Origin of the sequence: Actinoplanes sandaracinus (assembly GCF_030009775.1) — a bacterium.
GTDB lineage: Bacteria > Actinomycetota > Actinomycetes > Mycobacteriales > Micromonosporaceae > Actinoplanes > Actinoplanes sandaracinus.
This window is the reverse complement of the sequence record NZ_JASCTH010000003.1, coordinates 309,512-321,863: the sequence shown is the minus strand read 5'-3', so window position 1 is coordinate 321,863 and position 12,352 is coordinate 309,512. Positions and strand designations below refer to the sequence as shown.

General features: G+C 68.4%; 12 protein-coding genes and 2 tRNA genes. 10 read left to right on the top strand and 4 right to left on the bottom strand.

The window, feature by feature from the left end:
* Positions 1-9 precede the first annotated feature (9 nt).
* The 6 genes from QLQ12_RS06285 to QLQ12_RS06260 all read left to right on the top strand — a co-directional run bounded on the left by QLQ12_RS06285 (position 10) and on the right by QLQ12_RS06260 (position 5,885).
* Positions 10-558 (top strand): hypothetical protein, encoded by a 549-nt coding sequence (locus QLQ12_RS06285; protein ID WP_282757746.1) that lies wholly within the window; start codon positions 10-12, stop codon positions 556-558.
* 48 nt (positions 559-606) lie between these two features.
* On the top strand, positions 607-1,530 hold the full coding sequence (locus QLQ12_RS06280; protein ID WP_282757745.1) for an ABC transporter ATP-binding protein: 924 nt from the start codon (positions 607-609) through the stop codon (positions 1,528-1,530).
* Position 1,531: 1 nt separating this feature from the next.
* Positions 1,532-2,290 (top strand): ABC transporter permease, encoded by a 759-nt coding sequence (locus tag QLQ12_RS06275; protein WP_282757743.1) that lies wholly within the window; start codon positions 1,532-1,534, stop codon positions 2,288-2,290.
* Between the two features lie 21 nt (positions 2,291-2,311).
* On the top strand, positions 2,312-3,124 hold the full coding sequence (locus QLQ12_RS06270; protein WP_282757741.1) for an ABC transporter permease: 813 nt from the start codon (positions 2,312-2,314) through the stop codon (positions 3,122-3,124).
* A 151-nt stretch (positions 3,125-3,275) separates the two neighbouring features.
* Positions 3,276-4,400 carry a YihY/virulence factor BrkB family protein gene (locus QLQ12_RS06265; protein WP_282757739.1) on the top strand — a complete coding sequence of 375 codons (1,125 nt, stop codon included), beginning with the start codon at positions 3,276-3,278 and terminating at the stop codon, positions 4,398-4,400.
* A 591-nt stretch (positions 4,401-4,991) separates the two neighbouring features.
* A complete protein-coding gene (locus tag QLQ12_RS06260; RefSeq protein ID WP_282757737.1) occupies positions 4,992-5,885 on the top strand; it encodes an apurinic/apyrimidinic endonuclease family protein in 894 nt (297 codons plus the stop codon).
* A 396-nt stretch (positions 5,886-6,281) separates the two neighbouring features.
* Here the strand turns inward: QLQ12_RS06260 and QLQ12_RS06255 are convergent, their stop codons facing one another.
* On the bottom strand, positions 6,282-6,602 hold the full coding sequence (locus QLQ12_RS06255) for a hypothetical protein (RefSeq protein ID WP_282757736.1): 321 nt from the start codon (positions 6,600-6,602) through the stop codon (positions 6,282-6,284).
* Between the two features lie 239 nt (positions 6,603-6,841).
* Here QLQ12_RS06255 and QLQ12_RS06250 point away from each other — a divergent pair.
* From QLQ12_RS06250 to QLQ12_RS06235, 4 genes are all read left to right on the top strand, one after another.
* Positions 6,842-6,914: transfer RNA gene (locus tag QLQ12_RS06250), tRNA-Asn, on the top strand.
* A 281-nt stretch (positions 6,915-7,195) separates the two neighbouring features.
* Positions 7,196-8,461: an NAD(P)/FAD-dependent oxidoreductase gene (locus QLQ12_RS06245; protein ID WP_282757735.1), complete on the top strand. Its 1,266-nt coding sequence runs from the start codon at positions 7,196-7,198 to the stop codon at positions 8,459-8,461.
* A 21-nt stretch (positions 8,462-8,482) separates the two neighbouring features.
* A complete protein-coding gene (locus tag QLQ12_RS06240; protein WP_282757733.1) occupies positions 8,483-8,653 on the top strand; it encodes a hypothetical protein in 171 nt (56 codons plus the stop codon).
* A 50-nt stretch (positions 8,654-8,703) separates the two neighbouring features.
* Positions 8,704-8,777, top strand: a tRNA-Ile gene (locus tag QLQ12_RS06235).
* A 74-nt stretch (positions 8,778-8,851) separates the two neighbouring features.
* On the opposite strand, the gene QLQ12_RS06230 is transcribed toward QLQ12_RS06235, so the two are convergent.
* The 3 genes from QLQ12_RS06230 to QLQ12_RS06220 form a co-directional block, all read right to left on the bottom strand.
* On the bottom strand, positions 8,852-10,129 hold the full coding sequence (locus QLQ12_RS06230) for a tyrosine-type recombinase/integrase (RefSeq protein ID WP_282757731.1): 1,278 nt from the start codon (positions 10,127-10,129) through the stop codon (positions 8,852-8,854).
* Positions 10,129-10,335, bottom strand: coding sequence for an excisionase family DNA-binding protein (locus QLQ12_RS06225; RefSeq protein ID WP_407651421.1), 207 nt, complete (start codon positions 10,333-10,335; stop codon positions 10,129-10,131). The genes QLQ12_RS06230 and QLQ12_RS06225 overlap by 1 nt, the downstream gene beginning before the upstream one ends.
* Before the next feature lie 146 nt (positions 10,336-10,481).
* Positions 10,482-12,284: a replication initiator gene (locus tag QLQ12_RS06220; protein ID WP_282757729.1), complete on the bottom strand. Its 1,803-nt coding sequence runs from the start codon at positions 12,282-12,284 to the stop codon at positions 10,482-10,484.
* Positions 12,285-12,352: the final 68 nt, after the last annotated feature.

The window sequence follows — 12,352 nt, the reverse complement described above, 5'->3', positions numbered from 1 at the left end:
CCTTCGACGATGTTCCGGTTCCTGCGGCGGCGTGCCGCTCTCCCCGCTGCTCTTCGACCGCGGCTGGCGCCCGGTGAACGGGTCCTGGCCTGGTCCGCGGTCACCGACGCCGATGCCGACACCGCCGGCGAGGCCGTCGTGGTCGCCACCGATCAGGGACTCTGGCTGCCCGGTGTCGCGGAACGGCTCGGCTGGCACGAGATCCACAAGGCGGCCTGGTCCGGGCGGGAGCTGCGGATCACCCCGGCCGAGGTGGCCGAGGAGCGGGACGGCTACACCGTGCTGGTGGACGGGCCGACGGTGTCGTTCCTGCTGCTGGAACCGGGCGAGCTGCCCGACCAGGTGCGGGCTCGGGTGACCCGTTCGGTGGGTTACACCGTGCATCACCCGCTGCCGGAGGGCGCGGTGCGGGTGGTCGGGCGCCGGGTCAGCGGGCGCGACGGGCTGAGCTGGGCGGTTCGGTATGACTCCGGCACGCCCGCGGACCGTCCCGAGGTGACCGAGCTGACCGACGAGTTGGTCGGGACGGCCCGGTCGGCCACCGCGCCCGCGGAGTAGCCCGGCTCGCCGACTCGAATGTCGTACCCCTTCCGTAGGGTCGAGGGCGTGAACTCCCTCATCCACGCGCGCGGGTTGGTCAAACGGTTCGGCGATTTCACCGCGGTCGACGGCATCGACGTCGACGTGCAGGCCGGGGAGGCGTTCGGGTTCCTCGGGCCGAACGGCGCGGGCAAGAGCTCCACCATGCGCATGATCGGGTGTGTCTCCCCACCGACGGGCGGCGTGCTGCGGATCCTCGGCATGGACCCGCGGCGTGACGGGCCGAGGATCCGGGCCCGGCTCGGCGTCTGCCCCCAGCTCGACAATCTCGATCCCGAGCTGACCGTGCTGGAAAATCTGACCACCTACGCCCGGTTCTTCGGCATCCCGCGCAAGGTGGCCCGGGCCCGGGCCGCCGAGCTGCTCGACTTCGTGCAGCTGGGGGAGCGGGCCGGCAGCAAGGTCGAGCCGCTCTCCGGCGGCATGAAACGGCGGCTCACGATCGCCCGTGCGCTGGTCAACGAGCCCGACCTGGTGCTGCTCGACGAGCCCACCACCGGGCTCGACCCGCAGGCCCGGCATCTGGTGTGGGAGCGCCTGTTCCGGCTCAAGCAGCAGGGCGTCACGCTGGTGCTGACCACCCATTACATGGACGAGGCCGAGCAGCTCTGCGACCGGCTCGTGGTGATGGACGGTGGACGCATCGTGGCCGAGGGCTCGCCGCGGGCGCTGATCGACACCCACTCCACCCGCGAGGTGGTCGAGCTGCGCTTCGCCACCGACGACCAGGGGACCTACGCCGGCAAGCTGGAGGGCATCGGCGAGCGGATCGAGGTCCTGCCCGACCGCGTCCTGCTCTACGTGAGCGACGGCGACGGCGCCCTGGCCGAGGTGCACCGGCGGTCCCTGAGCCCGGCCGGCTCGCTGGTCCGCCGCAGCAGCCTGGAAGACGTGTTCCTGCACCTCACCGGCCGGACCCTGGTGGACTGAGATGACCCCTTCGGCCTACGTTCTGGAATACCACCTGGTCAACTACCGCCGCACCTGGCGGTCCAGCGTGCTCTCCTCGCTCGTGCTGCCGTTGCTGACCATGCTCGGGTTCGGCATCGGTGTCGGCGCCTACGTCACCGGCGGTGTCGGCGGCTACTCCTATCTGGAGTGGATGGTCCCCGGCCTGATCGCCACCACCGCGATGCAGACCGCGATCGGCGAGTCCACCTGGCCGGTGCTGAGCAGCTTCGAGTGGGTGAAGGTCTACTTCGCGCAGGCCGCCGCGCCGCTGCGGATCGGCGACATCCTCGGCGGGCACCTGGCTTTCATGCTGTTCCGGGTGCTGCTCAGCATCGCGGCGTTCCTGCTCGTGGCGTTCGCCTTCGGCACCCTGCGGTCGGCCTGGGCGGTGGCCGTGCCGCTGATCGCGCTGCTGGTCGGGGCGGCCGTGGCGGCCCCGGTGGCGGCCTACACGGCCTCGGTGACCAGCGACAGCTACCTGGCCATCCTGATCCGGTTCGCGGTGCTGCCGATGTCGCTGTTCTCCGGGGTGTTCTTCCCGATCGAGTCGCTGCCGGTGGTGCTGCGATGGGTGGCCTACGTGTTGCCGCTCTGGCACGGGGTCGACCTGACCAGGGCCGCCACGCTCGGCCTCGATCCTGGCCCGGGAGCGGTCTGGCAGGTGCTCTACCTGGTGTTCTGGTGCGCCGCCGGGTGGTCCCTGGCGTACTGGCGTTACCAGCGCCGGTTGGTGATCTGACGTGACGGAAGGATGCGAGTCGTGCTGACGCTGGCGCTGCCCCGGCGGCTGGTGAGCTTCGAGGGGATGGGCCGGCGGTCGGCGGCGGTCGCCGAGCGCAACGTGGCCGCGCTCAAGACCGCCTACTGGCTGGTCATGCTCGGCGGTCTGCTGGAGCCGGTGCTCTATCTCTTCTCGATCGGTGTCGGGGTGGGCGCCCTGATCGGGGAGATTCCCCTGCCCAGTGGCCGGGTGGTGAGCTACGCGGAGTTCGTGGCCCCGGCGATGCTGGCGTCGTCGGCGATGAGCGGGGCGCTCTCCGAGACCACCTTCAACTTCTTCGGCAAGATGAAATTCATGCGGCTGTACGAGGGGATGCTCGCCACCCCCGTGCGGCCCATCGAGATCGCGCTCGGGGAACTGGCCTGGGCGATGGCCCGGGGCGGCATCTACTCGGCCGCCTTCCTGGTGATCATGGTGGCGATGGACCTGACCACTCCGGCGCGGGCTCTCGTCTCCTTCCCCGCGACCATGCTGGTCGGCTTCGCGTTCGGCGCCCTCGGCATGACCATCTCGACGCTGATCCGCGGCTGGCAGGACTTCGACATGATCGGCGCCGGCCAGTTCGCCCTGTTCCTGTTCTCCGGCACGTTCGTCCCGGCCACCGCCTATCCCGAGGTGCTCCGCTGGGTCGTCGAGGTCACCCCGCTCTACCGCGCGGTCGACCTGATCCGCGGCATCAGCCTGGGCTCGGTCGGTGTCACCCAGTTGGTGGACGTCCTCTACCTCCTGGCCATGCTGGCGGTGTGCCTGGTGGTGGCCGGCCGCCGCATGGAGCGTCTGCTGTGCAAATGACGGCGTCCCCGGAGGGCCAGCGTGCGGTTGCGGACGGTTAGGAGGACCCGGAGCAGGGCAACCCACGTGCAGGTCGCTGAGCGCGTCGTGGTGGGGACACGGCGTGCGGAACGGCCGAGAGCCGTCGCATCTGCCCGGAAGGAACCCCGCCATGAGACTTCGCCACAAGGCTGACGAACAGCACACCGGACACTCCGGCCCGGAGGACCGTGAGACGGCCGAGGCGCGGCGTCAGGGAAACGCCGATTACGACGTGGCCGCGGCGGCCACCGCCCGCACCGCCGAGGACCGTGACCGCGACCTGTCGGCGCCCGGTCCCGACGCCGGGCCGGACAAGCCCAGCCAACTGAAGGCGAAGGGCATCCTCGCCGCGCTCAAGCGCACCTTCAAGCAGTTCTCCGAGGACAACATCTCCGACTGGGCGGCCGCGCTGACCTATTACGGAGTGCTGTCGATCTTCCCGGGCGCCCTGGTGATCGTGTCGCTGCTCGGCATGGTCAGCGACAACGGGCAGCAGACGGTCAAGGACGCCGTCAACGACATCGCCGGCAGCCAGAAACTCACCGAGTTCGTCGACCTGGTGTTCGACCAGGTGCAGGGCACCGGCAAGGCCGGCCTGGCCGCGATCGTCGGTCTGGTCCTGGCCTTCTGGTCCGCGTCGGGTTACATCGCCGCGTTCATGCGGGCGTCGAACTCCATCTACGACGTGCCGGAAGGCCGCCCGATCTGGAAGACCCTGCCGATCCGGGTGGGTGTCACCGCGGTGGTCGGCGTCATGCTGATCGCCTCGGCCGCCATCGTCATCTTCACCGGTGATCTGTCCCAGGTGGTCGGCGAGAAGATCGGTCTCGGTGACCAGGCCGTGCTGGCCTGGAACATCGCCAAGTGGCCGGTCCTGGTGGCGCTGATCAGCCTGATGTTCGCGGTTCTCTACTGGGCCTCGCCGAACGCCAAGACCGGTGGCTTCCGCTGGGTCAGCCCGGGTGGCATCTTCGCGGTGCTGCTGTGGATGGTCGCCTCTGCGGCGTTCGCCATCTACCTGGCCAACTTCGCCAACTATAACGCGACCTACGGCACGCTCGGTGGTGTCATCGCCTTCCTGGTCTGGCTCTGGATCTCGAACATGGCGATCCTGCTCGGCGCCGAGCTGGACGCGGAACTGGAACGGGGCCGGGCGATCGCCGCCGGGCATCCCGCCGACGACGAGCCGTTCCTGGAGCTGCGCGACAGCCGCAAGCTCAAGAAGGGCAGCGAGAGCGGCCTCAGCCAGAAGTGAGCGGTACGGAGCTGGGGCGCATCCCGGCTTCGGCCCCTAGACGGAAAGGCCCGGAGGTGACTCCGGGCCTTTCGTGTACCCGCCGGCCCCGGCTGATCGCCACGGCGGGGCGGCCGCGTCGGGCAGTGGCCGGCGTCCGATGGCGGGGCGTGGATGTGCGGACGGTGATCCCGTGCCTGCGCACTGTCGTGCGACCGCACGCGGCGTCCGCACGCGCAGCCGAACGTTGCATGTCCGATTTTGCAAAATATGAAGATTACGGCTGACCGGTAATGCCTCGCGATGGCGGTGCGCCAAGGGCTACTCGCTGGTCACACCCAGCGAGGGCATCCGCGTGCTTCAATGAGTGCGGCTGCTTTCGATCATGTTGTTCCTGGTTGCCACGTCGCACGGTGGGTGCGCCGGTGATCCGACGTGCGGCGCAGGCTCGTATCCGAGGGCAGACATTCCACGGATGGAGGCGTCGATGGCATCCCGGCATCGCGAGATCGCCCGATCGGGGACCGGCTTCGCCATGGTCCATACTGGAACGGTAAGCGCGTGCGAATGCACGTGCACCTGCACGGGTGAGCTCGTCCGGGGAGGAATCTGATGCGACTGCGACATCCCTCCGGCCGGATCGTGCATCTCAGCTGTGGCATCAGCCTGGATCAGGCGGCAGACGTGTCCGCCGCCGTCGATCGCGTGGCCGCCGCCAACGGCGCACTCCGGGAGCACTTCGGCACCGGCACCCTCACCCTGGCGCTCCGGCTGTCGTACCGTCTCGCCGCCACCTTCGCCGAGGACCGGCGCGCCCGGACCCGTCTGCGTACCGAACTCGACGCCCGCGGCCTCGAAGTGATCACTCTGAGCGGGGCGCCCGGGGGAGACGGCGAGGGCCCCTCCGACTGGAGCGGCCCGTCCCGGGTCCGGCACACCCTCGACCTGGCCCGCATCCTCGTCGACCTGCTGCCGTTCGAGGAGGTCCGGGGCGCGATAGCCACCTCCGGCCTGGGCCGCGCCGACGAATGGGACGAGACCCGGCAGAAGGCCGGCGCCCGGCACCTGTCCCGCCTCTCCGGCGGACTCGCCGACCTCGCCTGGCGGGTCGGCCGCGCGGTCCGGGCCGGGTTCCAGCCCGGTCCCGGCCAGGTCCTCGACAGCCCCGAACAGACGGTCGCAGCGCTCAGCCGGATCGACAAGGACCGGCTCGGCGTCTACCTCGACCTCGCCACCGTGCTGCGCGACTGGCCCAGCCCCGAGGCCGGCATCGACCGGATCACCGACGCCGGGCTCTCGGTCGTCACCGCCCGGATCAGCGACCCGGGGATCGCCTGGCAGCCCCTCATGCGGCACCTGCTGGCCGCCGACGCCGCCCGCACCGAGTACGTGGACGTCGACGTCCCCGGCACCGACGAGCAGCGGGGCGTCGCTCTCGCGTACGTCCTCGGCGAATTGACCGCCCTCGGCCTGGTGCCGGAACAGCAACCCTGCACCGCACCCTAATCCCACCCGGGGTTTCGGTCGCGCCCCGTGCGGTCGTAGAGTCGCGGTGGAGGCGCCGCCGTGACGGGCGGGCCGGGCGGGAGGCGTAGGCCCGCCGGCTGTTCTGCCGCTGCCCGTCGCCGCCGCCTCAGGGGCCGGCTCTCGCTCGCCGGCTCGCCGCCGAGTGGGGATTACGACGACCCGGAGACAGCGCCACCATCTCGTGGACCGGGTGTGCCGACTCGTCGACCGCTGGGACCCGATCCTCGACGTGTTCGACGAGGTGTGGGTCCCGGTTCGTGCGTGAGGTGCGCCGACTTCACCCCGCGCTGGTTCTCGTCCGGGCCCTGACACGGCACCGGACGCACAGCGGCGCCGCTCCCGTTGTGCGGGAACGGCGCCGAAAGCCAGCCGGCGTCAGTACGTGGTGCCGGTGCTGCTGCTCTTCGGGCCGGCGAGAGTGTCGCTCGGCGCCAGCAACTCGTCCGTGGTGTCCGTGCTGCCGCTCGTGCCGGTGTTCAGCTTCTCGCCGAGCTTGGACGACTGCAGCTTGTCCTTACCCTCGGTGTAGAGCTTGTTGGCCTGCGCCTGGGCGACGCCCGCCGCCTCCTGGACCGACGGGTGCTGCCAGGCCTTCTGAGCGGTGGCCCGGATCTCTTCGTACTTCTCCCGGCCGGCACGGCTGCCCATGACGAAGCCCGCCGCGAGACCGGTGAGGAACATCAGCTTTCCGCGCATGTTGGCGGCTCCTTCCGTAGTTCGACGCGCGTGCGTCTGTCTGGGGTGCATACCCATCCTGCCGTGGCGATACTCCCCGGATGCTGGTTTCCTGCCTCACGACGGGCTGACGCGCGAACCCGGGGGATCCCGTTGGTGAGAGGGCGGGGCGGTCATGTAGTCTGTTCTCCGTCGCCAGGGAAACCCGGCAACAAGCAAGTGGTAACACGGTAAGACCTTGCATTACGGCAGTAAAGCAATCCCCGATAGCTCAATTGGCAGAGCAGCCGGCTGTTAACCGGCAGGTTATTGGTTCGAGTCCAATTCGGGGAGCAGACATCAACCCCAGGCTTATGGCCTGGGGTTTTCTGTTTTCCGCGATCCGGCGGGCACTTCCTCGCCGCGCTGAGCCTCCTCTGTGCACCGTGTTTCGCCGGCCCTGGCATGAGGTCACGGATCGCGGGAAGGCGATCCCTCTGCGGCGGGCCGGGCGTGGAGCGTACATCCAGAAGGTCTTGATCTTGTGGGGTTCGGTCGCCTGGCTCTTTTGCCTTCCGGGACATGCGCGCCCGGTTACGCTGGGTTCCGCGCCGATTGCAGTATGTGAGGTGGAAATGTCGCAGCCGGTAGGGGTGGACGTCGTCATCATCGGCGGCGGGCTCGCCGGGCTGTCCGCCGCCCGGCGGCTCGACCGTGCCGGCGTGGAATGGCTCCTGGTGGAGGCATCTGACCGGATCGGCGGGCGGGTCGCCACCGACGTGTTCGACGGCTGGCGGATGGATCGAGGCTTCCAGACGCTCAACACCGCCTATCCGCGGCTGCCCGCGCTGGTCGACGTCGACGCGCTCGACATGCGGTATTTCACATCCGGCGTGCTGGTGCGCCGCGGCGGCGGCCTGCACCGGCTGGAGAACCCGCTGCGTGAGCCGCTCACCACCGCGCAGACCCTGACCTCGGGCGTGGGCACCTTCGCCGACCGCCTCAAGTTCGCCGCCCTCGCCACCCGCTGCGCCACCCTGCCGGTGAAACGGCTGCTCGACACGCCGGAGACCACCACCCAGGAGTTCCTGCGCGGCGCGGGTCTCTCGCACCGGATCATCGAGGAAGTGCTCCGCCCGTTCTTCTCCGGCGTCTTCGCGGACCGCTCGCTCGACACGTCCAGTCACGTCGCCGCGATGGTGCTGCGCTCCTTCACCCGTGGCCGGACCGGGATCCCGGCCGCCGGCATGGCCGCGCTGCCGGCCGCGATCGCCGGGCCGCTGCCCTTCCCGCAGTTGCTGATCGGAGCCCGGACCCTCTCCCTCGGTCCCGGCATGGTCGTCACCGAGGGTGGCGAGCTGCGCTGCCGGGCCGTGATCGTGGCGACCGACCCGATCGGCGCCGCCGACCTGCTGCCCGGCCGCCTGCCCCGCCCGGACGTGCACAGCCTGACGACGTTCTACTTCGGCGCCGACCGCGCCCCGATCGACGAGCCGATCCTTCTGATCGACGGCGACCGGCGCGAGATCATCGCCAACACCGTGGTGATGAGCAATGCCGCACCCGAGTACGCCCCCAGTGGGAAAAGCCTCATCGCGGCCTCGGTGGTCGGCATCTCGGCGCCCTCCAGTGCCTCGGAAGCTGTCATCCGAGTCGAATTGTCGCGGATGTACGGTGCGCCCACCGACGACTGGGAACTGCTCAACGTGGTCACCGTGCCGCAGGCCCTTCCGTCGGCCCGCGTGCCGCAGGGCCGGCTGCGCAAGCCGGTCGATCTCGGCGACGGCCTCTTCGTGGCCGGCGACCACCGAGACAGCCCATCCATTCAGGGCGCGATGGCCGGTGGCTGGCGCGCCGCAGGAGCAGTCCTGGCGTCACTCGGCGCTCGGGTCGGGGTTTAACGCCCGTTTTAGGGGGTTTCAATGAGTGACATCAACCCGGAGAACTACGCTGAGTTCACCACCCAGGACGGACCCGACTGTCCCAGCTGCTGTGACGAGGAACTGCCCCGGGTGGAGGATCTCCAGCCGCCGGACATGGTGGAAGATCCCCAGCGACAGATCATCCTTCTGCCGAAATCCCTGGTGCGGTGATAGATCGCTAGTCTAGGGAGCGGGGCACGGGATAGGATCGCCGCCGGTACGGGGCGGTAGCTCAGTGGGTTAGAGCAGTCGACTCATAATCGATCGGTCACGGGTTCGAGTCCCGTCCGCCCCACTCCTACCAGCTATGGAGCGCCCCTCGGGGCGCCCCATCCAGCCTGGTACAGCAGCAAAGTACAGCAGCGCGTCTCATTCCAGGGAATGGCCCAGCCGTTTGAGCGCTTCCCTGGTCTTCTTCGACGAGACCATGGTGTAGATCTCCATCGTCACCGAGAACCGCGCGTGGCGAAGGATCTGCATGGCTACCCGAGGGTGGACGTCGAGGTCGGCCAGCAGAGTGCCGCAGGTACGCCGCGCGTCCCGGACCGTGATTCGGGGTACGCCGGCCAGCACGCACCGGCGATCCCAGTACCGGTTGAAGTTCCGGGGCTCGTACGGGGTGCCGAACCGGGTGGTGAACAACAGCGGGATGCCACGCCAGAGCGGTCCGGTGCTGTCCCGATCCCGGGCCAGGTCGAGATGCCGCTGCCGAAGGGCGACGGCGCAGATCGACGGCAGGGGAAGGCCACCATCCGAGGTCGGTGTCTTGGTGTCCCGGTGCAGCAGCTCCTTGCCGATCCGCTGGATCTGTGCCCGCACCTGAATCGACACCTCGTATTCGGCTACGCAGTCGACGCAGAATGACACACGGTGCTGGACGCAGTCCGAGTCCCATCCCGCCCAGTCAATGGCGTCTTCGGTCATGCCGAGCATCTCGCCTTTACGCAGTCCGAGAACCAGCACCAGAACGTACGCCGCATACAGTGGGTCGTTGTCTTCCCGAGCTGATTCCAGGAATTTTCGGGCATCGTCACTGTCCCAGGCTTTCCTGCGCCGGACCCGGACAGTAGGAAGTTTCAAGTTGCTGCCGACATTCCTCGTGATCAGATCTTCGGTGATGGCCTGGCTCAGCATCGTACGAAGCGTGCGACGCAAATGCGCAAGGCTGTTGCTGGAAAGCCGTGAATTGCAGCACTGGCCGATTCCGCAACATTTCCTTTTCTTTGTTGGCCGTCGCGCGTCCTTGCCCTGCGCGCAGCACTGACAGGTGATCCCGACCTTGTTAATCCACCTCTGAACCTCACTGGTCGGTGGGCTCAGTTTCTTCTTGCCGAGTCCAGGCACGATGTAGAGGCGGCATGCCACCTCGTACGCCGCGTAGGTGCTCGGAGCAAGGTTCGGCTTGACGATCTCTTCCAGCCAGTAGGCGGAGTAGGTGGCGAACGTCTGGCTCTTCGTAGCTACCGGCCCAGCCTTGGCCTGTTGGTGGAGCTTGAGCCACTTGTCATGCACGATCTCCCGGGTCTTGCCGTAGACGTACTTCCGGGTGCGCTTGCCGTCTGGCTTGGTGACCCACACGTACGCCGCGTAGCCGTTGCGGTAGGGGAAGATCGAGCCTTCCCTGTTCGCGCGTGCACGGGCTGCCATCAGGCCACCTCCTCGTGACGGCTGATCTGTTCATTGATGTACTCGTCCAGCCATTCAGGAAGAATGCGACGGTACTTTCCATCTTTGATGGATCGAAGCTCTCCGGTAGCTATCTTCATCTTCACTTTCGACAAACCGAAGCCCAGGAGGACTGCAGCTTCGGCAGGGGAATACCACTTCGGTTGCAGCTCTTTCAGCCTGTTCACGGCCGTGTTCTCCTTCTACTGGGTGATGTCAGGGGAAGGGATCGAGCCGCAATGTCTCTAGTCGGCGATCAAGGTTGCCTGTTGTTGTCTGTCCCGCGATTAAGAGTCACGGGCCAGCGTGTTCCACGATAGCCCGTCCTCGTCCTCTAGGCAGCTATCAAAATAGTGGCCAAGGTTCGACCAAGTTCGTGGGCGAGTTCTTCCCGCCCGGTTTCGTGCCGGGCACGCGCCATAGCGGCGGCGGTATTAGCAAGCAGCGCATCGCCGTTGTTGTGCCAGCCGACTCCGGCAAAGGTGAGGGTGCCGACGATGAGGGTCGTCTCGTCGAGGTGGTCGGCGGCCCGCACGGTTCCGAGGTCGGTGTGGGGCGGGTCCTCGGTGCGGCGGAAGGTGATGCGGGTGTCGCGCAGCAGCCGGAACGTGACGGAGTAGCGGCGGGCTTTGGTGAGGAAGTGGCCGCCGTAGCCGAGCATGTGAGCCCAGCGGCGGAGCTTGGTATAGGAACTGGCCGGGGTAGTGGTGCTGGCCGGTTTGGTGTCAAGGCTGGCTTGACGTTCGGCGACGCAGACGGGGCAGGCGCGGTAGCGGGTGTGCGTGCCGCAGTGCGGGCAGTCCCACGGCTCGACGAAGGGACCGCCGGCGGAGCCGACGAGACCCCGGTAGGCGCGGAGGCCACCGCGCTCGTTGGTGCTGCTGGCGGGGTCACGGCCGAGACGCCAGCAGGCATTGATCAGTCGTTCGACGTGGCTGCCCCGCGGATGGGCGAACAGCCCGACGTTGTCATCGGTGATGCGGGTGGAGGTGTGCCCGGTGGCTTCGGTGCTTTTGGTGGCGTACTTGGCCAGGTACCCGGCGACCATGCCGTCGGTGACCTCACCGGACCCGCTGAGGCTGATCGAGCGGATATCGACCTGCTCGCCCCAGCTCATGGGCCAGCCGTCCGGGTGTTCAGGATGCGCCGGGGTGGTGAAGGTGACCTGACCGGCAGCAGCTTCGAGGGCGTCGACCAGGTCGGCGAGTTCGATTCCCGGCGGCGGTGGAACCACGGCGGCGGGATCGTCAGGGCTGATGCCGTCGAGGCGGACCAGGGCGTGGAAGTGGATGGCACCACGGCGTTGCATCTCGGCGGCTTTGCCGTGGGAGAGCCGAACCGGCGCCACCTTGCGGGTCTTACCGTTGGCCGAGCTGACCAGCACAGGCGGGATGCCCCGGGCACGGCAAAGTTTGGCCAGGGCGCGTTCGGCGTGCTGTTTGGTGCGGTGCCAGAGTTCGGCGGCGTGCAGGTTGAACACGACGTGGTGGTCGTGGTCGTAGCAGTCGAGACACAGCGGCTGGCCCAGGTCCGGGTCATCGGCGGGGTGCCGGGTCCAGCAGACAGCCGGCGTTCCGTGCACGCAGGGCCCGGGGGTGTCGCGGCGGGCGTGGCAGGGGTCGGGGCGGCAGTCGCAGCGTTTCCGGTCGGTGCAGGTGTGCCGCCGGATGTGGCGGGTGTGCACGGTGCCGAAGCTGGGTGCGGTGAGGGTGACGAACGCGGCCGGGTGGCGCGACACCGACGCGGGGACGCCTTTGCCGCCGACGAGTCCGGTGCGCAGGAGTTGGTAGGCGTCGCGCTGGTAGATGCGGGCGCAGGCGGGGCAGACCGTGGCACGGCGGTTGCCGCAGGCTTTGTAGATGGCCCCGTCGGGGAGCTGGTCGGTGTGCCGGGAGTCCAGCAGCGTTCCGGCTCGGTCATAAGTGTTGATGCCCCCGGACAGCCGGATCGGGCGGGTGCATCCGGCGGCGGCGCGGACGTGATCGAGCCAGTCGAAGTAGCCGGGCTGGGATGCGCGGGCGAGGGCCTGCCCGGCGGTGGTGTAGCCGGGGGCGGGTGCGGTCCAGGAGGGTTCGGCGTTCGAGCCCGTACCCCGGGCAGACTGCTCCCGGGGTACGAGGTCCAGCGTCGAACTCATGGTCAGGCAGCGAATCCGGTAGTCGGGTGCTGCGGCTGGCAGAGCAGGTGGATGCCGGAGTCGGCGAA